A 19,466-nucleotide genomic window follows, 5' to 3' on the forward strand; every position below is an offset into this window, starting at 1 on the left:
TCGATCCTAATTTATGAAAAAAGAGAGTTCACACTTTCATTATGATAGACACGGCGAATGACTTCTGCAAACAGCGGAGCAACGCTCAACACTTTAATTTTATCACTTTGACCGTTCAATACCAGCGTATTGGAAATAACCAATTCATCGAGTTCGCCGTTGTTAAGATTGTCATACGCTTTTCCGCTAAGGACACCATGGGTAGCACACGCCATAACCGACGTCGCTCCCCGTTTTTTGAGTGCCGCCGCTGCTTTGACCATCGTTCCGGCCGTATCGACCATATCATCGATGATAATGATGTCTTTACCGGCAACGTCACCGATAATGTTCATAACTTCACTTTCATTCGCTTTTTCACGGCGTTTATCGACGATAACCATCTCAAGACCCAGTTTTTCTGCGAAATAACGGGCGCGTGCTACCCCGCCAATATCTGGTGAAGCAATCACCGGGTTAGGGAGGTTTTTAGAGCGAATATACTCTTCAAAAATTATCGCACCGTAGAGGTTGTCAACAGGAATATCAAAGAAACCTTGGATTTGACCCGCATGCAAATCAATCGTTACGACACGGTCGATCCCTGCTGTTTCGAACATATCGGCAACGAGTTTTGCAGTAATCGGAACACGGGGAGCCGCTTTACGGTCTTGTCGTGCGTATCCGAAATAGGGGACAACCGCTGTGATCGAGTTTGCCGAAGAACGGCGAAGGGCATCCGTCATAATCAACAATTCCATCAAGTTATCATTAGAGGGAGCACCGGTAGATTGGACGATAAAGACATCACGTCCGCGAACGCTCTCAGAGATTTGAACGTTGATCTCTCCGTCACTGAAACGTTTTACTGAAGCTTTGGAGAGGGGAACATCAAGGGTTCTGCACACTTCCGCTGCAAACTCGGTACACGCTGAACCGCTGAAAATTTTATATCCGCGCATGGGTTTTCCTGTTGCCGTTAAATTAACGCGATTATAGCAAGAGGAGACTTAGTGAGAGATAATACAACATTGTCATCCTGAACTCGAGGAAACATCGCTTTGCGAGCGGTACCCTTGTTTTGATTCAGGATCTTAGATTCCGTATCAAGTACGGAATGACGAAAGAATTTAGGTGCGGTAATCCGCGTTAATTTTGACATACTCATGTCCCAAATCGCATCCATATGCGGTAAATTCGCCGTCTTGCAACCCGATATCACAGTGAATCGTGAAAGCACTTTTTTGCATGACGCTCGCGGCAAGCGGCTCGAGTTTTTCATCAAACAGCAACTCCCCTTTTTTATAGACACACACATCATCGAACCATATACTTAAAAAAGCCTCATCACACATGATCCCGCTTGCACCGACGGTCGATGCGATACGTCCCCAGTTGGGATCTTGCCCAAACAATGCTGTTTTGACCAAAAGCGAATTAGAGAGAGCCTTAGCCGCGATTTCCGCCTCTTTAGGGTTGATTGCTCCGGTCACTTTGTAGGTCACCAGCTTCGTAGCCCCCTCACCGTCACGTACCATCTCTTTGGCCAAAAAGAGCATAACCCTTTCTAGTACCTCTTTGAAAGCCGCCGCATCAAACACACCGCTCTCGCCGTTTGCCATTACCAGAACCGTATCATTCGTCGAGGTGTCTCCATCGACACTTGCAGCATTAAAGGTTGTATGAACACACTCATCAAGAATGGCTTGCATGCTCGCTTTATCCACTGCCGCATCGGTCGTGATAAAACAGAGCATCGTTGCCATCGCGGGATTAATCATTCCCGCACCCTTGGCCATTGCACCGATACGAAACGATTGACCATTTTCAAGCGCAACTTCATAGGCAATCCGCTTAGCAAAGGTATCGGTCGTCATAATCGCTTCGGAAGCATTGATTCCCTCTCGGCGGGTCAAATCAAATCCCAACGCCCCTTCGATAATCTTGGCTTTCGGCAGACGTACCCCGATGACCCCCGTCGAGCTCATCACAGGATTTTGGATTTGAGGAAATTTGATTTTGAGGGCGTTCAATACCTCATCAATATCATCAATTCCCGCACGTCCCGTCATTGCATTAGCATTTTTCGAGTTGATAAGGACAAAATTTCCCTCAAATTCACCCTGTGCGCGAAAATGGCGTATCGGGGCCGCCGTCATTTTGTTGGTCGTAAAAACCGATGCGATGACACACGGTTTTTCCGAATAGATAAACGCGAGATCTTTCGCTCCCTCTTTTTTCAATCCGATGTGGATCCCGTCGGCAAAAAAGCCCTCTGCCGCACACACACCGCCTTCAATAGCGTTTAATTTATACATATTTGAGTTCCTCCGGCTTCTCTTGCTTTTTAACAAGTTGTTTCGTAAATAATATCCCTTTTTGAGTACCTATGACAAGAAGTTTACACTCACTCATAACCAATGTATCCCCTTTGGGCATCGGGACAAGCTTCCCGTCTTTTTTTGTAATCCCGATCACCGATACATTGGCGATATCGCGCAAATGGGTCTCTTTGAGTTTTTTAAGAACCATCCAGCTTGTTTTAGGGACAAAGATCTCTTCCATGTCCAGCGGTGTATCGCTTTTGTATAAAAATTGTTCCAGCAGGTTTTCCATATCAGGACGTGCAGCCATGACGGTGATACGCTGTGCGGTAAGTTTACTCGGGGATACCACCGTATCTGCACCCAATTTTTTAAGCTTATCGATATCATTGACATCTTCGGCCGCACTGATCACGTAGTACGGTGAGGGAATATGATGCTCTTGTTCAAACAATCGTACCGATGCGATCAAGGCAATATTATCAGCGATTGAATTTGACAAGGTTACAAGCCCTTTTGCTGAACTTAGATGGGCTTTCAGCATCGCTTCTTCGGTATGCGGCTGTGCTTGAATAAAATAGGGATATTTATACTGTTGTGCTAATGCTTCAATATCCTCTCTGGGATCAATCACCACAAACGGAATTTGATTCGCACGCAACTGTTTTGTCACCTGAATCGTATACTCATTATGGTAGCAAATCACAAAATGTTTTTTAAGCCGGGCAATCCGATACAACATTTTTCGCTCCTTTAAAATTCGTTTGAGCTCACCTTTATTGATGACATCGATAATCACCCCAAGAGCAAATATGAAAACAGCGTATCCAAAGATAATTAGTGAAACCGTGAAAAGCTTTCCAAGCGGAGAGAAATCCCCTTCGCCCAAAGATCCAAAACCAACGGTAGTAATCGTATAACCGGTCTGAAATATTGCATTGATAAGCGTATGCCCTTCAATCTGCATATATCCTATGGTTCCGAAAACCATACACAACTGTATTAAAATAAGGGGGGTTCTAAAAGGGAGAAGCTGAGCATAAAGCTCGGCACTCAAAGTAATAGCAGGCTTGGGAGAAGACTCCCATTTTAAAAGACCTTGTATCTTCTTAATAAGATTCAATGTTTATCCCTCAAGGGACGTTTACGAATCTTTTTTTAGCGTACGAAGTTCAGATGCAGCGATTTTAAGTTTTTTGGTAGTACCATCTTCAAGCGTTACGCGAACAGTACGAAGGTTTGGTAAAAAACGACGCTTAGTTCTATTTTTCGCGTGGGAAACATTGTTCCCGCTCATTGGGCCTTTACCGCTAATAGCACATTTTCTTGCCATTTTGAGGCTCCTTGCGTAAATTTTGGTTGCGAATTTTATCTTATGCAACCCAAAGTTTACCTTAAGTAATGGTTTAAATTTTTCTAAAGGCTTCTTTAATCAATACGCCATTACAATTAGTCCACTTTTAAATAACTCATGATCGGATGCTATGACACGTGGTTACTCAAGAACAAATTTCGCATTACATCCAAAATATCCCGCCGGTACCTGACGTTGTCAAGCAAACGCTCGGATTTGTTCAAAGCGGAGATTTAATCAAAGCGGCCAAATGCGCCGAACAAGATCCCGCCCTCAAACTCTACCTGAAGACACTAATTAACCGTCCCATTTATGGGTTTCGAAATGAAGTGAGTGATGTATCGCAGATTTTCGGTATTTTGGGGACATCAACGGCACAGCAGATTTTGTACCATTATTTGCTCACCCTTTTAGTCCCCAAAGAATGGAAACTCTTTGCCCTTAATCACCATGCATTTTACGATTTACAAGCCTCGCTCAGTCGAAAGTGGGAAAAAATTCTTCGTCATCTGAACCTTCTCAACCGCGATACCGAAAGTGCCATTACCCTGTTGCCTGCCAGTATCATTGTGTGTGATGCTTTATTCGGAGAACATAAAAGCGAAGTGGAACAGCTCCGAAGTGTCAAAGCATTGGATTACAACACGATTCTTTATCGGCTCAGCAAACAGACGCTCTTTGATATTTGCTCCGTAATCGCTCATAAATGGGAAATGTCTCCAAGCATCAGCCGAATCGTTCATGCCGCGTCCGGTTTGGATCAAAACCTTGAACCTAAAGAACGGTTATTGGCCCAATGGATCCATTTATTACTCTTTTATGAGTTGAGCCAAAGCCCTTATGTCAGTGCCGGACTCAACGAATTTATCGATTTTCAAATCGAGTTTGTTCACGATATATACGAATCTTTTATGCAGGTGGTGGAGTACGATGAGAGCAACCGTTAAAGGAAGGGTTGCCATCTTCCATCCACAGGGATTTTTGGATGGCAACAATGCTCCCTCTTTCTTAACCCTTGATGATATTAAGGCAACCGAAGCGTTGAATGTGGATATGCTGTTAGTGTCACTCAAAAAAGTGATCTTTTTCAATAAAAACGGACTGGATGTCTTTATCAAACTTTTACTTTCGGTTCGTAATCAAAAACACATAACGGTTGGTTTGTGCGATTACGATCATACAAAGTTCAAGACCATCAACGCTTTTTATGGGAGCAATCTCAATTTCTCCCTTTTTCGCAGCGAAAAAATTGCCGAACTCTTTGCTCCGACCAACAAAAGTGAATCCAAAACCGTTCTTCTTTACAATGATGACCCTTCTCAACGCTCAGCGATGGCGATCGAACTGTTCGATTACGGGCATAACCCGGTTATCGCTCAAAGTCAAAAAGAGTTTAATGAGAAAAAGCAAAATCCTGATCTATATTACGCCGTTATTGATGATACCTATCTGGGGTTGTTTGGACAGAAAATCGCTACCCGTGTTACCGGTAATGCCATTATTTATACGATCTCTAATTTTCTCGATGCTGAAATCACAAACACGTTCAACATTGATTACCATAACAACTCACTCAATGTCGGATTCCGCCTCTTTATCTTCGATGCCTATAAAGTCGTATCGATGAACGTTCATGCCCTCAACTTTTTCACCCGACTCGCATCTTCAGCAGCCGAATACAATGCCACCATCTGCTTTGTAGGTCTCACATTCGAAAAAACCCCGCAAAGTTTTAAAAACGATCTCGAAGATGCCGGTATGCTCTTTTTCGATAACATGGATGATATCCTCAAAAACAAAGAACTCCTCCAGGAACTCGGCGGGAGCAGTGCCGCCATGTCCAAACAAGTCCGTACACTGAACAAAGCGCTCGTAAACGAGCTTCCCCACTTTATCGACGCGACCGTTTCAACGATCGCCATGATGACGAATGCAAAAGCCTCCAAAGAGTCTATGAATGTTCAAACGCTGGAGATTACAAATACAAACGACCAATACGCCAGTTCGATCGGATTTTACGGCGATGTAGACGGAATGATCATCCTCGTTTTCCCGAAAGAGATCGCGAAAAAAGCGTGCGAGCTCCTTATCGGCGAATCCACTGAAGATGAAGAAATCATTTTGGACTCTTTGGCCGAATTTGTCAACATCATCGGGGGACGGGCAAAAGCTCTTTTGGGAGAAAAAAAACAGCGTGTTGATATTACCCTTCCGCGAACCTATCATGATGTCGCATCGTTAATGGAGATGGCACAAAATAAAAAAGGGGTTCAAGTGAACCTTAGTTTTGAGGGGAGTAACTTTATCTTTTTCCTGACAAGATGATTTATACACAATGGGAATAAAATCCCCATTGCTACGTTAACACTGGGTTTACTTCGGCAGTAGGCCCGACGCGAAGACGCGTATTCCCTGCGGGGCAAAGGTATTTTTAGAGCGCAAAGCTATCTACAAATCTTTTTCGCTAAAATAACGAAAATATTATTCAAGGTGTTTCCTATGCTCGTTGCCCCAAGTGTCCTCTCTGCCGATTTCGGTAATTTAGAGCGTGATGTCCGCGCCATTTGTGACGCTGGGTGTGACTTGGTACACGTCGATGTAATGGATGGACACTTCGTTCCCAATCTCACGATTGGCCCTGTCGTTGTCAATGCTATTGCAAAGGCTGCCACGAAACCCCTTGATATTCATCTGATGGTTCAAAACAACACTTTTTTTGTTGATTTGTTTGCCCCTCTCAAACCTGAATATATCTCCTTTCACATCGAAGAGGAAAAAAACCCTCATCGTCTTATCCAGTATATCCGTTCACTCGGGATCAAACCTGCCATCGTACTCAACCCCCACACCCCTGCCGAAGCAATCGAGTATCTGCTAGGGGATTTGGATATGGTTCTTGTCATGTCGGTCAATCCGGGGTTCGGAGGACAAAAGTTCATTCCTACCGTCGTTGAAAAAATCAAACGTCTCAAAGTGCTTCGAGACCGTATTAATCCTGATTGTCTTATCGAAATCGACGGTGGAGTCGGCAGCTCAAATATCCAGATGCTCAAAGAAGCCGGTGTCGATGTTTGTGTCGCGGGAAGTTATGTGTTTGGACAAGCCGACTACAAAGCTGCAATCGAAAGTCTCAAAGTCTAACATGCGGGTCAAAATTTGCGGTATCACGAACTTGGAAGATGCCCTCGTAGCCATCAATGCCGGAGCCGATGCGCTGGGCTTTGTTTTTTATTCCGAATCCCCCCGTTACATTGCGCCCGAGAACGCCAAAACGATAATTGAAAAACTTCCCCCATTCGTTGAAAAAGTAGCCCTTTTCGTCAATGAAACTCCTGAAACCATCCACTCTGTCTGTTTAGAGACGGGGTGCACTTTGGCACAAATCCATTTCGATGTAACGGATGAATTTTTCCCGCAACTTCGTTTTCCTTCTCTGCGTGTCGTCCGTGCCCAGAAAAAGGAAGATCTCTTCGCATATTCGGATGAATATCGTCTGATTGATGCTTTTTGTGAAACCTATGGGGGTAGCGGAAAACAGATCAATCTTGAATGGTTTGAAGGGGTTGATTGTTCCAAAATCATCCTTGCAGGCGGCCTTGATCCTGAGAATGTCGAAATTCTAAAGCCATATGGCTTTTACGGTGTCGATGTCAGCAGCGGTGTCGAAGCATTCAAAGGGAAAAAAGATCCCCTTCGTGTTACTACCTTTATCCAAAAGGCCAAAGCGTGAACACACTCGATCCTAAGATACATGCACGGTTGTGCAAAAACGGTATCCCCCAAGAGGAGTTTGAAGCTTCATTAGGAGACGATTGCGATCTTACTTTGGAGCTCTTCAAAGCTCAGGGGATGAATATTGTTTTGGATAACGGTTTCTATCGGTTCAAAACCGCCCTCACTTCCGTCGATGATACCCTCTTTTGCATCGTTGACGTAGAATCCAACGGATCAAAGCCCTCGCATCATCAGATTATCGAAATCGGTGCCGTAAGGCTCCAAAACGGACACATCATCGATACGTTTGAAAGCTTGGTCTATTGCACCGATATTTCCGATCAGATACAAGAGATCACCGGTATTAAAGTGGAACAAACGCTTAAAGCCCCCGCCATGGGAAAAGTAATGCGCGAATTCCGCCTCTTTTTAGGAGATGCTGTATTTGTCGGTCATGATGCCAAATTTGATTATAATTTTGTCTCGGCAATGATGGAACGTGTTGGCCTTCAACGGCTGCTCAACCGCTCTTTGTGCACGATCGATTTAGCGGAGCGTACCATCGAGAGTGAACGTTACGGTTTAGCCTATCTCAACGAACAGCTTCAGCTCTATAAAGATGCGACGCATCATCGAGCCCTTTCCGACGCTATGACAACCACAAAGCTTCTCAAGCGAACCCTTGCACTGCTGCCAAATACTATAACTAATAGTGAAGAGTTGATTGCTTTTTCGAAAGAGGGAAAACGGTTAAAAAGACCAAAAGTAAAAAAAGAAGAGAAACAAGAAGAAAAATGATGCCGTAAGGCATCCGGAAATTATTCGCTAAATCGTCCCATTCCCACAAGGCGGTTATACCGTTTTTCGAGGCGTTCTTCATTGCTTAGGGCTTTCAGTTCAGCAACCTCACCTAAAAAGTAGTTTTTAAGAGCGTTAACGGCCCCCTCTTTATCACGGTGGGCACCGATCAAAGGCTCATCAATGATATCATCGATCAAATCGAGCTCTTTAAGGTCAGCACTGGTAATTTTAAGTGCTTTCGTTGCTGCTTCCACTTTGGTAGGGTCATTCCACAAAATAGCTGAACACCCCTCAGGAGAGATAACACTAAAAACTGAGTAACGCATCATGGCAAGGCGATCGGCTACACCGATGGCCAGTGCTCCACCGCTTCCCCCTTCACCGATTACGACCGATACGGTAATGGTATTAAGGTTGGAAAGTTCGAGCAAATTACGGGCGATTGCTTCGCTCTGGTTGCGCTCTTCCGCACCGAGCCCCGGGTAAGCACCCGGAGTGTCTATCAGCATAAGCAATGGAATATTAAACTTCTCTGCCATTTTAGCTGCACGAAGCGCTTTACGGTACCCCTCAGGATGCGGCATACCGAAGTTTCGTTTGAGCTTATTTTTGGTTCCGCGCCCTTTTTGCTCACCGATTACCATTACCCGCTCATCACCGATAGTGCCGATATAGCAGATAATGGAGAGATCGTCTCGGAAATGGCGATCACCGTGAATCTCGTATTTTTTATCCAATAGAAGGTTAATGTAATCAAGGGCATAGGGACGATCTTGATGACGCGCGAGCTGAAGCTCTTGATACGGGGAGAGATTAGCATAGGTTTTTTGAACCTCTTTGTCCAGTTCCTGCTTAAGAATCTCTACAGCATGATGATCATATCGTACTTCTGCGGCTATGATCTCCTCTTGGATCTGGCGAATGTTCTGTTCAAAATCTAAATAGGTAGCCAATGGCTTGCCCTCTTATATTTTTTTGAAAATGACGACACCGTTAGTACCGCCAAATCCAAATGAGTTGCTCATCACGATATTGAGCTCTGCTTTACGTGCCACATTCGGGACGATATCCAAATCGCAGTTTTCATCCGGAGTGACGTAGTTGATCGTCGGAGGGATGATGCCATCACGCATTGCCATGATACTGACAACCGCTTCAATCCCGCCGGCAGCTCCGAGACAGTGTCCCGTTTGCCCTTTCGTCGAACTTACCGGAGGACAATTCTCTTTTCCGCCGAATGCAATTTTCAATGCCGCCGTCTCATTTTTGTCATTCGTAGGGGTACTGGTTCCGTGTGCATTGACATAATCGACTTTCGGATTTCCCGCCATTTTAAGTGCCGCTTTCATCGCACGCAACGGTCCCTCAAGACTTGGAGTCGTGATATGGTTTGCATCACCGCTTTCACCGAATCCAATGAGCTCGGCATAAATACGCGCTCCGCGTGCTACCGCCGCATCATACTCTTCGAGTACCAATGCCGCCGCACCCTCACCCATAACAAAACCGTCACGTTCCGCATCAAACGGACGTGAAGCGTGTTTAGGATCATCATTACGGGTACTAAGTGCTTTCATCGAAGCGAATCCGCCGATACCGACCCCACTGATAGCCGATTCTGCCGCAACCACCAACATTTGATCCGCACCGCCGATCATAATCGTTTTAGCCGCTTCGCTGATAGCGTGCGTACCTGCCGCACATGCGGTTACCGCTGAAAGGTTCGGCCCTTGCAAGCCGTGATCAATCGTGATGAATCCGCCGAGCATATTTACCAATGCACCCGGGATAAAGAACGGAGAGATACGGCGAGGCCCTTTGGTCTCTAAGATAATCGAGTTACGTTCAATCGACGGAAGTCCGCCGATCCCCGATGCTGCATCGATTCCGAAGCGCTCTTTATCAAACCCTTCCGGGAAATTGGCATCAGCCATCGCCTCTTGCGCCGCTTTAATACCGAGTTGGATAAAACGGTCCGCTTTTTTAACCTCTTTAGGGTCCATAACGGTCTCAGGATCGAAGTTTTTTACTTCTCCCGCAATTTGAGCACTTTGAGCCGAAGCATCGAAAATCGTGATCATATCTATTCCGCATTCACCGTCACAAATCGCTTTAAACGAGCTCTCTTTATCGTGACCAAGTGCATTGATCATTCCCATTCCGGTTACTACTACTCTTCTCACATTCTCTCCTGATGGTGGATGGTCTGAAACTTTGGCTCCGTTAAGCCAATATCTTAGACCATAAATTAAGATTTACGCTATCGAGGCAAAACCTCGATAATGGTTTTAGTTTTTGCTTTGGATGTAGTTGATGACATCTTGAACAGTTTGGATTTTTTCCGCTTCGTCATCAGGGATTTCGATATCGAATTTCTCTTCAAGAGCCATTACCAATTCAACAACATCAAGGCTGTCAGCGCCAAGATCTTCTACGAATTTAGAATCCTCTTTAACTTCGTCCGGGTTAACGCTCAATTGCTCAACCACTACTTCTTTAATATCGTCGATAAGTGCCATAATAGCTCCTGTTCCTATGAATAAAATCGGCAAATTATACCATATTTAGCTTAAGTGCCATCAAAAGAGCGGCAAATGGAATAAAATCTCTTTTCCCAACGCTTGCCTCAAATAAGCTAGATTATTTCCACTATTGCGGATTACATAAACATTCCGCCGTTGACTTTTAACGTCTCTCCGGTAATGTAACTCGCGTGGTCGCTGAGTAAAAATGCCGTCGCTTCCGCCACCTCCGCAGCCTCTCCGAAACGGGCCATCGGAATTTTTGCGGTAAATGCCGCTTTAACTTCCTCTTTGAGCTCATCAGTCATGTCGGTTGCGATAAAGCCCGGAGTAATACAGTTGTAGCGGATGCCGCTCGTTGCCGCTTCGATCGCAAAACTTTTCGTCATTGCGATCATTCCCCCTTTGCTTGCCGCATAGTTGGTCTGACCCGCATTCCCCGTTTCGCCAACGATAGATGCCATATTCACCACCGCACCGAATTTTTGTTTGCGCATCGCTTTCATCGCTTCGCGGCATCCGATAAATGCCGACGTGAGGTTTGCATCGATGACGCTCGTAAACTCTTCCGCCTTCATACGAAGCGCCAGTTTATCGTTCGTAATGCCGGCATTGTTGACGAGATAGGAGAGTTCTCCGTCCGCATCGATAATGGTTTTTACCGCATCAACAAACGCCGCTTCATCCGCCACGTCAAAACCGATGACTGCCGCCTGACCCCCTTCTGCTTCAATCGCTTCTTTTACGGCGTCCGCTGCTGCCGCACCGCTTCGATAGTTGATCCATACTTTAAGACCGTATCCTGCCAACACTTTTGCCACTTCCGCACCGATTCCGCGGCTTGAACCTGTTACCAATACATTTTTACCTGTAAATTTCATCTATTTATTTCCTTCTATTTAGATTTTCGTCATTCCCGCGAAAGCGGGAATCTAGCTGGATCTCCCCCTTCGCGGAGATGACAAAGTCAAATCAATGCCATATCCATCTCTGAAGGCTTTTCAATACCCATGAGTTTCAAAACCGTCGGTGCTACATTGTTCAATGCGCCTGGATGAACTTCACTCACCCCTTCCGCCATAACAAAGCACCATACTTTTCCTACGGTATGGTTCGTGAGCACATTCCCCACATCATCGCGCATCTCTTCGCAGTTGCCGTGATCGGAAGTAAGTACCATCGCGTAATTGTTACGTTGGGCCGATTCGACAATCCGACCTACTTGCTCATCCACCGCTTCGACCCCGCGGATTGCCGCTTCAAAATTTCCGGTATGTCCGACCATATCACCATTCGCGAAGTTGACAACGACGAAATCATATCCCTCATCCATCGCTTTCACGACCACATCACCTACTTCAGGAGCAGACATCTGTGGTTGCATATCGTAGGTTTTGACCTGTGGACTGGGAATCAGAACCCGCGTCTCATTTTCATACGGCTCTTCGACTCCGCCGTTAAAGAAAAAGGTAACATGAGCATATTTTTCGGTCTCCGCCGTATGGAGCTGACGAAGCCCTGCATTAGAGATGACTTCTGCAAGGGTATTTTCCGGTGCGTCTTTCGGAAACAATACCGGATAAGGGAAATTTTTATCGTACTGCGTCATCGTCGCCAAATGGGTCGGTACAAAAATCCGATCAAATCCGCTGAACTCTTTATCTCCGATCGCCGTAGTCAGTTCACGCATCCGGTCGCTTCGGAAATTGAGCATCAATACCGCATCCCCTTCTTTGAATCCCTCATACCCTTCAAACGCCGTTGGGGTAATGAATTCATCGGTTTCGCCTGCAGCATAGGCGTTTTCAATGTAATCGGCAACGCTTTGTTCGCTTTTAGGTGTAGCACATACGATCGCGTCATACCCTTTTTGGACACGATCCCAGCGGTTATCCCGGTCCATAGCAAAAAATCGTCCTCCGATAGAAGCGATTTTCATATGGGAATAACCATGGGCATTCACCGTATGTAAGAAAAGTTTGGCCGAAGTGGGGGCAACATCACGCCCGTCGGTAATGAGATGGAGCCATACCTCTTTACCCGCCTCAGCCGCAATCTCGGCAACACCCATTAAATGATCGATATGCGAATGGACTCCCCCATCGCTCATTAAGGCAATCAGGTGGAGCCGTTTACTCGTTTTGAGTAACGAGGTAAAAACACTATTGTGTTCAAACGTCCCCTCTTCGAGGGCAAGAGAGATTTTGACCAAATCCTGATACAATACCCGCCCGCTTCCGATAGACATATGCCCCACTTCGGAATTGCCCATTTGTCCCTCAGGAAGACCGACGCTCAGACCGAAAGTATCAATCAGCGCATGGGGAACCTCACGAAACAATCGATCATAAGTCGGTTTAATTGCAGCATGAAAAGCATTAAATTCACGTTTTGGCGAGTAGCCGATGCCGTCCGTGATGACCAAAACAGTTTTTTTACTCAAATTGGCTCCTTCGATTAATCAAACTTTGGGGGGATTATATTAAAATGTCACTTGTGCATTGCTTTTACAAATAAATCATAAAGAGTTAATAAAATGTTATATTGGTTTTACCAGACCCTTGGAATTAATCTATTTCAATACATTACCGTCCGTGCGGGGATCGCTTTTTTCATCGGTTTGTTACTCACTCTCTTTTTGATGCCCCGTTTCATTGCCTGGGCACAGCGATCAGCCCGTGTCCAGCCGATCAACGAATACGTGAGTGCCCATCAGGGGAAAGCCAAAACCCCGACAATGGGGGGAATTGTTTTTGTTGCTTCTACCCTTATCGCTTCCTTACTCACCGTCAATGTCATGAATCCGTTCGTGATCGGCGGCCTCCTTACCCTCATTTTTTACGCCTACATCGGCTTTACAGATGACTGGGGAAAAATCCGTGGCGGCGACAATCTCGCAGGACTTAGCGCACGGGCAAAACTCGCTCTGCAGCTAATTTTCGGTATCGCCATCGGATTGTTTTTGATTTATTTCGCCAAGCTCGATACCGGTTTTTACCTCCCCTTTATCAAATCAAGCCTTTTTGATATGGGGTGGTTCAGCGTTGCGTTTTGGGTGTTGGTCATGATCGCTACCTCCAATGCCGTCAACCTCACCGACGGACTCGACGGCCTGGCAACAGTCCCTTCGATTTTTGCCCTCCTTTCGCTGAGCATCATCGTCTATATCGTCGGGAATGCCGCTTTGTCGCACTATCTCTTAATGCCTAAAATCCCTGCCGGAGAAGTGGTCATTATTGCCTCGGCCTTGATCGGTTCATTGATTGGCTTTTTGTGGTTCAACTGCCATCCGGCGCAAGTCTTTATGGGGGACAGCGGTTCATTGACCCTGGGTGCTTTTATTGCGTATATGGCCATTATCGGGAAAAGTGAAGTGCTCCTCATCCTCATCGGACTTATCTTCGTGATCGAAACCGTCTCGGTCATATTGCAAGTCGGAAGTTACAAACTTCGTAAAAAAAGGGTTTTTCTTATGGCGCCGATCCATCACCATTTTGAAATGAAACAGTGGGCGGAGAACAAAATCATCGTCCGTTTTTGGATCATCGCCCTCCTTTCAAATATTTTCGCACTTATTACACTAAAGATTCGCTAATGAAAAATCAAAATATTGCCTGTTTCGGGTACGGCAAAACAACCCGAGCCATCGCTAAGCGTTTAGGGTCTTGTACCTTTTTCGATGACAAAGTGACCAAGCCCTTCACCGATGAAGAGGGAAATTCGCTCAAACCGGTGAATGAATTTGACACCCGTCTCTTCACTCATGAAATCCCTTCTCCCGGGTTTCCTCCAAGCCATGAGCTGATCCAAAAAGCAACGCACCTGATCAGCGAATACGATTTCTTTGCCCCGCAAATGCCGTTCTCGATCTGGATCAGCGGAACGAACGGTAAAACGACCACTACCCAAATGGTCGAGCATCTCCTGGCTGACAAAGGCTCTATCAGCGGCGGAAATATCGGAACACCTTTGGCCGATATGTCTCCTGACGCCCCTATCTGGATTTTAGAGACGAGTTCGTTTAGCATGCACTATAACAATGTAGCCCGTCCTAACATCTACGCCCTTCTCCCCGTAACCCCCGATCATGTCAGCTGGCATGGGAGTATGGAAGCCTATTATGATGCCAAACTGAAGCCGCTTCGTATGATGAAAGAGGGAGAAGCGATCATTTTACCCAAAATGTTTGCTGACGTTCCGACCAACGGATTTAAAATCATCTACGAAGATGAAAAAGATTTGGCGGCCTATTTTGGCTTCGATCCCTCCAAGATCAAATTCAAAGGGGCATTTCTGATGGATGCGATGATCGCGATGGGGATTGATAAAATCCTCTTTGACCGATGCGATTATGACCGTATCAACGCATTTATTCTCGATCCGCACCGTCAAGAAGAGTTCCGAGACTCGCGTGATCGTCTTTGGGTCAATGATTCTAAGGCGACTAACATCGACGCTACGTTGGCGGCTCTGCGCACGTATAGCGACTATCCGATCCATTTGATTCTAGGAGGAGATGATAAAGGGGTGGAGCTCGAAGAGCTCTTTACACCGCTTAAACGCTACGATGTGAGTGTTTATGCGATCGGAGCCAACGCACTGCGTCTCGAAACATTGTGCAAACAATACGCTATCCCCTGCATCCTCTGCCATACCCTTGATGTAGCGGTAGAAGAAATCAGTAAAAAACACAACCGACACAGCATCGCCATGCTCTCTCCGGCAGCGGCAAGTTTGGATCAATTTACCTCCTATGCGCAACGCGGAAACCTCTTTAAAGAGCTGGCCAAAGCGACTAAATAGTCGCTTTATGAACTTTAAGCTTATTTTTAAGGTTGTGAGGCTATAATTTCGTCCTCACAAACGTGGCCAATTAGCTCAGTCGGTAGAGCAAATGACTGAAAATCATTGTGTCCTTGGTTCGATTCCGAGATTGGCCACCACCACTTAAAACAATCCCTTTCAATACCATCCAAATAAATCAAACAAAAGCCCTAAGATAGGCACTTTCTGGTGTACTTTTTCTCTAATAACCTACAATCAATATCAATAACATCCATTTTTTTTAATGTGGTTTTAAATGCGGTTCTCTGATAATGTGGTTAGTTACAGCTCAAAAAAACCACATTATAGAGTGATTACAATGGCGAATAAAAAAATTTGTACCCCTCACCGATACGGAAGTTAAAAGCGCCAGACAAGCTAATTAATTCGAGATTGGCCACCACCAACTTTTACAAACTCCTTCAAGACAGACCCTTGATTCAATCATCAATACAATCTTGATATCATTACGCATAAAAATGGACATTAGGAGAAATGGTGAAAGCGATTGCTGTTATGATGTATTTTACATTGATCTCTACCAACATCCATGCAGATAAAAAATGGATTCCTATCGAGCCGATACCTTCAAGCGAAAAAACAAAACCAGATTCCAATGCATCCAAGCTCCCATCCCACAATAATCTAATGCAAAATGTCAAAATTATTCAACAGCTGCTCGATAAAAGCAGAGGTGCCTCAGTACCTCAGAGTACTAAAAATTGGTACTCTCTTGATAAGTCGGATGATGAGTGATCGTTTTCGTTATGCAGTCTAAGCAGCCGTATTCATCAATTTAATATATTATAAATACTCTTTTTATATCTTTTAGATATATGTTTTTTTACATGATTCGAATAGAGAATTGCTTTATTTTGTTTTCGGTACGGTTTGATGCAAATACGAGAGAGGGAAATATTGCAGTTAGAATGGAAGAATAGTAGCTTCCCCCGATCGGGGGAAGCTGTCATAGGACGTAGTTAATAACGTTACCCGAAACACTCAAAATACCTGCACTTACTTCAGGTAGTACGATTCCTGTTAACGAAACGCCAGCACCGGCCGTTCCGTCGTAGAGAACCAGGCTGCTATTTCCGCCGGACTGGACCGTGAAGACGCTACTGTCCCAATCGTACCATCCCTCTACCAGTTTAAACTGATTTTCGCCGACGGTACCGGTCGTATCGGTCGTTTGGGTCATCCCTGCAACGAGCTGAATTGCAGCGCTGTCGCCCACAACAAAATCCCCTGTTTCTACCATATCAGCACCCGCCACAAACGTAAACACATCATTATTGCTCAGCGTCGTTGAACTATCATTGTCATGCCATGTTGCAATCGTTGAATCTCCCTGAGCGAAAACAAACGTATCGTCTCCTGCTCCATCCATACCAACGCCACGCATCTCATCGGCACCCGTACCTCCGGTGATCGTGTCGTTGCCCGATCCTCCTTCGATGTAGTTGTTGCCGCTGTTGCCGATTAAGGTAGCAGTAGTCGCGGCAGAGAGAAAATTTATAATACTGTAATCCCCTATTAATGCGCGAATATCGATCAACGAGGTTGCCTCATTGCCAAGCGCAACGCCTTTTTCACCTGCATCAAAGATAGTAGAACTGTTTCCTACCGCATCGGTAACCGTGGCGGTAGTTGTCATAACAACATAACTGCTTGTTCCCCACGTATTCACCCCCGTATCAATCGTGATAGTATTGCCGCTGGGTGTGTATGTACCAGCAACAATGCCACCTATGGTTGCACCGTTACCGATTTGTAAATCCGTATTGGCATCAGATATCGTCGTGCTTGCAATCGCTTCATTAAACCCTATCGTGAAGGTATTGTTGTCAACAAAAGCTGCATTGTTGATCTGCGGTCCTACTTTATCGGCGATCTGGACGACATTGGCACCGGCTGTTGTTCCGAGGGTTACTAAGCCGATGTTAGCCATATTTGCCAACGCGATCAAGGAGTCATTCCAGCCTTCGGATTTCTGATACACGAGGAGGGTATCGACGCTGCCGCTTGAATCGCTGTCGTACTTGATCCCGACGGTATCGTTAATGGCCAGATTGGTTTGCAGGTATCCCACCGCATTTGACAGGTTGGTGCTGTTGATAACGACCGGTGTATTGGCCGACGTGTAAAAAGTCACGATCCCGCTCGTGACACTGTGTTTGGCAATGGTTCCAGCATCCACACCGTCGGTAATGTCCATATTGGCTTTAATCTGTACCGTTGCATATCCAAGGACATCGTGGTTCGCCGCCGTCGTACTCGTCGTATCAAAGTTAAATACGGTATCGATGTTGTACGGGTACGAGTTGATCGATGAATTGGGTTCATCGCTGTCAGCTTTGGAAACCATCACCGTATCGCGTACCGCCGTCGCTTCATCCAGATGGATGTAATCCGCCCCCCAATGCGAAGCGATCGTATCAGCCCCTTCGCCGCCATGAATAATATCGGGATAATTTGTCCCCGTGATTACATCGTTACCGTCTCCGCCGAAAACAATCCGGTCGGAATAGGCTCCTTCAAAATAGAGGGTATTGAGGTCCATCGTACTCGCATCACTGCTGCCGGCGATAATGGTTCCTGACGCGGATGAATTACCGGCAAGATCAAGAATTGCCCCAAACGGAGCATTTAGAGAAATGACATCGCTCGACGTCGTTGCAACGGCTATGGTCAAAGTGAGCGTATTCCCAACAACGCTCATATTGGTGATTTGCTGCTGGTTAATCAGTGTGCTTCCGTTCAAATACATCGTCGCCGGAAGGCTTTGGTTGACTTGTATGTCTTCACTGAACACCATCGTCAAGGTCGTCGTCGTCCCTTTCACGAACTGGGCATCGACGATATACGGCGCAACATAGTCTGCCGGAGTCACCGTAACCGAAACCGTTGCCGTATCCATTCCGTCCGCAGCACTAACATAATATGTAAAGGTATCGGTTCCGAAAAACCCTGCATTTGGAGTATACGTGACAATATTATTTATCATACTAACCGACCCGTTGGCTGGCACTGTATCAATGCCGTATAATAGATTAAGACTGTCGATATCGCTTGCGCTTAGGGTAATATCCACGGAACCGTTTTCAACAACCACACCTGTTGCATCCAACGCTACTGGAGCGTCATCGACCGGCGTTACGACCATGTTCATTGTTGCCGGGACACTTATGGCGCCATCGCTTACCGTGTAACTGAGTGTTTCCAAACCGTTGTAGTTACTGTTTGGGGTATACGTCCATGTTCCGTCATGATTGTCGACAATCACGCCATTTGCTGCGGATAGCGCCGTCACACTTAGTAGATCACCGTCTTCATCCGTGGCATTTGCCAATAAAACTGCCTGTGTAATGGTATACGATACCGTATCTTCCGGTGTAGAAAGAACAACCGATGGAGTGACCGTGAGGGTGTAAGTTCCTTCGTAATTTGAATTATAGCTTCGTGCATTCACATAGTAGGTACCCGTAATAGATGGTGTATAAGAGAGAAGAGAATCCAATCCGATTCCTCCGTCATCATCGCCAGTAATATACGTACCTGTATTATCGCGCAATTCTACGTATGTATCGTAGAGTGTCCCCCCTGCTGAATCAGCTCCTCGCAAAGATATCTCATAAGTAATACCTGCCACCAGATTGACCGCATACCAGTCGGTATCAGTAGCTGGAGTTATTGTACCAGTTGCTGCTCCGCCATAACCCAATGATGCGGTTGTTGTGGTATCGCCGGCAAAATCAGTACTCTCAGAGATAATAGTCGGAACAGGATTATTAACAACCGGTGCCTCGTTTACATCGTTGATCGCCAATGTCACGGCTTGCGTATCTGAGAGTGCGCCGGTACCGTTATCGGTTGCAATGACGTTGAATGAATAGCTGGATTTGGTTTCAAAATTTGGATCCGCCGTTAGTGTTACCGCACCTGTCG

The 19,466-nt window shown here is 45.7% G+C and carries 18 protein-coding genes and 1 tRNA gene; 9 read left to right on the forward strand and 10 right to left on the reverse strand.

What is annotated here, in order from left to right:
- Positions 1–11: 11 nt before the first annotated feature.
- The 4 genes from WB308_RS05915 to rpmB all read right to left on the reverse strand — a co-directional run bounded on the left by WB308_RS05915 (position 12) and on the right by rpmB (position 3,636).
- Positions 12–941, reverse strand: coding sequence for a ribose-phosphate pyrophosphokinase (locus tag WB308_RS05915; protein WP_424189929.1), 930 nt, complete (start codon positions 939–941; stop codon positions 12–14).
- A 168-nt stretch (positions 942–1,109) separates the two neighbouring features.
- Positions 1,110–2,297, reverse strand: a complete 1,188-nt coding sequence (gene argJ, locus WB308_RS05920) for a bifunctional glutamate N-acetyltransferase/amino-acid acetyltransferase ArgJ (RefSeq protein WP_424189931.1) — start codon at positions 2,295–2,297, stop codon at positions 1,110–1,112.
- Positions 2,290–3,426, reverse strand: a complete 1,137-nt coding sequence (locus tag WB308_RS05925) for a potassium channel family protein (protein ID WP_424189933.1) — start codon at positions 3,424–3,426, stop codon at positions 2,290–2,292. Before WB308_RS05925 ends, argJ begins: the two co-directional genes overlap by 8 nt.
- A gap of 21 nt (positions 3,427–3,447) precedes the next feature.
- Positions 3,448–3,636 (reverse strand): 50S ribosomal protein L28, encoded by a 189-nt coding sequence (rpmB, locus tag WB308_RS05930; RefSeq protein WP_013459236.1) that lies wholly within the window; start codon positions 3,634–3,636, stop codon positions 3,448–3,450.
- Positions 3,637–3,794: 158 nt separating this feature from the next.
- Here rpmB and WB308_RS05935 point away from each other — a divergent pair, with 158 nt between their 5' ends.
- The 5 genes from WB308_RS05935 (at position 3,795) to WB308_RS05955 (ending at position 8,169) form a co-directional block, all read left to right on the forward strand.
- Positions 3,795–4,604: an HDOD domain-containing protein gene (locus tag WB308_RS05935; protein WP_424189936.1), complete on the forward strand. Its 810-nt coding sequence runs from the start codon at positions 3,795–3,797 to the stop codon at positions 4,602–4,604.
- The gene (locus WB308_RS05940; protein ID WP_424189938.1) at positions 4,588–5,982 is read left to right on the forward strand and encodes a chemotaxis protein CheX; all 1,395 of its coding nucleotides are present in this window, start codon (positions 4,588–4,590) and stop codon (positions 5,980–5,982) included. The genes WB308_RS05935 and WB308_RS05940 overlap by 17 nt, the downstream gene beginning before the upstream one ends.
- Positions 5,983–6,156: 174 nt before the next feature.
- Positions 6,157–6,798: a ribulose-phosphate 3-epimerase gene (gene rpe / locus WB308_RS05945; protein WP_424189940.1), complete on the forward strand. Its 642-nt coding sequence runs from the start codon at positions 6,157–6,159 to the stop codon at positions 6,796–6,798.
- Between the two features lies 1 nt (position 6,799).
- Positions 6,800–7,387, forward strand: coding sequence for a phosphoribosylanthranilate isomerase (locus WB308_RS05950; RefSeq protein WP_424189942.1), 588 nt, complete (start codon positions 6,800–6,802; stop codon positions 7,385–7,387).
- On the forward strand, positions 7,384–8,169 hold the full coding sequence (locus tag WB308_RS05955; RefSeq protein ID WP_424189944.1) for a 3'-5' exonuclease: 786 nt from the start codon (positions 7,384–7,386) through the stop codon (positions 8,167–8,169). Before WB308_RS05950 ends, WB308_RS05955 begins: the two co-directional genes overlap by 4 nt.
- 20 nt (positions 8,170–8,189) lie before the next feature.
- On the opposite strand, the gene accA is transcribed toward WB308_RS05955, so the two are convergent.
- The 5 genes from accA to gpmI form a co-directional block, all read right to left on the reverse strand.
- Positions 8,190–9,125 (reverse strand): acetyl-CoA carboxylase carboxyl transferase subunit alpha, encoded by a 936-nt coding sequence (accA, locus tag WB308_RS05960; RefSeq protein WP_424189946.1) that lies wholly within the window; start codon positions 9,123–9,125, stop codon positions 8,190–8,192.
- Between the two features lie 12 nt (positions 9,126–9,137).
- On the reverse strand, positions 9,138–10,355 hold the full coding sequence (locus WB308_RS05965) for a beta-ketoacyl-ACP synthase II (RefSeq protein WP_424189948.1): 1,218 nt from the start codon (positions 10,353–10,355) through the stop codon (positions 9,138–9,140).
- Between the two features lie 105 nt (positions 10,356–10,460).
- Complete coding sequence (gene acpP / locus WB308_RS05970; protein ID WP_015652770.1) at positions 10,461–10,691, reverse strand: acyl carrier protein; 231 nt, start codon at positions 10,689–10,691, stop codon at positions 10,461–10,463.
- A 140-nt stretch (positions 10,692–10,831) separates the two neighbouring features.
- Positions 10,832–11,575, reverse strand: a complete 744-nt coding sequence (gene fabG, locus WB308_RS05975) for a 3-oxoacyl-ACP reductase FabG (protein ID WP_424189950.1) — start codon at positions 11,573–11,575, stop codon at positions 10,832–10,834.
- A gap of 86 nt (positions 11,576–11,661) precedes the next feature.
- Positions 11,662–13,137, reverse strand: a complete 1,476-nt coding sequence (gpmI, locus tag WB308_RS05980; protein WP_424189952.1) for a 2,3-bisphosphoglycerate-independent phosphoglycerate mutase — start codon at positions 13,135–13,137, stop codon at positions 11,662–11,664.
- Positions 13,138–13,230: 93 nt separating this feature from the next.
- On the opposite strand from gpmI, the gene mraY reads away from it, so the two are divergent.
- From mraY to WB308_RS06000, 4 genes are all read left to right on the forward strand, one after another.
- Positions 13,231–14,289: a phospho-N-acetylmuramoyl-pentapeptide-transferase gene (gene mraY, locus WB308_RS05985; RefSeq protein ID WP_424189954.1), complete on the forward strand. Its 1,059-nt coding sequence runs from the start codon at positions 13,231–13,233 to the stop codon at positions 14,287–14,289.
- Entirely contained in the window at positions 14,289–15,497 is a 1,209-nt protein-coding gene (murD, locus tag WB308_RS05990; RefSeq protein WP_424189956.1) for a UDP-N-acetylmuramoyl-L-alanine--D-glutamate ligase, read from the forward strand. The genes mraY and murD overlap by 1 nt, the downstream gene beginning before the upstream one ends.
- 64 nt (positions 15,498–15,561) lie before the next feature.
- Positions 15,562–15,637 (forward strand) — tRNA-Phe (locus WB308_RS05995).
- A gap of 379 nt (positions 15,638–16,016) precedes the next feature.
- Positions 16,017–16,274, forward strand: a complete 258-nt coding sequence (locus WB308_RS06000; RefSeq protein ID WP_424189958.1) for a hypothetical protein — start codon at positions 16,017–16,019, stop codon at positions 16,272–16,274.
- A gap of 211 nt (positions 16,275–16,485) precedes the next feature.
- Here the strand turns inward: WB308_RS06000 and WB308_RS06005 are convergent.
- A partial coding sequence (locus tag WB308_RS06005; protein ID WP_424189960.1) for a tandem-95 repeat protein occupies positions 16,486–19,466 on the reverse strand: 2,981 nt, incomplete at its 5' end.

The sequence above is a fragment of the Sulfuricurvum sp. genome, from assembly GCF_049587615.1.
Classification (GTDB): Bacteria; Campylobacterota; Campylobacteria; order Campylobacterales; family Sulfurimonadaceae; genus Sulfuricurvum.

What these genes read in the sequence shown, in the direction of transcription:
- argJ (WP_424189931.1), bottom strand. Translation starts at nt 2,297, where the DNA reads ATGTATAAATTAAACGCTATTGAAGGCGGTGTGTGTGCGGCAGAGGGC.
- rpe (WP_424189940.1), top strand. Translation starts at nt 6,157, where the DNA reads ATGCTCGTTGCCCCAAGTGTCCTCTCTGCCGATTTCGGTAATTTAGAG.
- mraY (WP_424189954.1), top strand. Translation starts at nt 13,231, where the DNA reads ATGTTATATTGGTTTTACCAGACCCTTGGAATTAATCTATTTCAATAC.
- acpP (WP_015652770.1), bottom strand. Translation starts at nt 10,691, where the DNA reads ATGGCACTTATCGACGATATTAAAGAAGTAGTGGTTGAGCAATTGAGC.
- rpmB (WP_013459236.1), bottom strand. Translation starts at nt 3,636, where the DNA reads ATGGCAAGAAAATGTGCTATTAGCGGTAAAGGCCCAATGAGCGGGAAC.
- WB308_RS05915 (WP_424189929.1), bottom strand. Translation starts at nt 941, where the DNA reads ATGCGCGGATATAAAATTTTCAGCGGTTCAGCGTGTACCGAGTTTGCA.
- murD (WP_424189956.1), top strand. Translation starts at nt 14,289, where the DNA reads ATGAAAAATCAAAATATTGCCTGTTTCGGGTACGGCAAAACAACCCGA.
- WB308_RS05950 (WP_424189942.1), top strand. Translation starts at nt 6,800, where the DNA reads ATGCGGGTCAAAATTTGCGGTATCACGAACTTGGAAGATGCCCTCGTA.
- fabG (WP_424189950.1), bottom strand. Translation starts at nt 11,575, where the DNA reads ATGAAATTTACAGGTAAAAATGTATTGGTAACAGGTTCAAGCCGCGGA.
- WB308_RS05940 (WP_424189938.1), top strand. Translation starts at nt 4,588, where the DNA reads ATGAGAGCAACCGTTAAAGGAAGGGTTGCCATCTTCCATCCACAGGGA.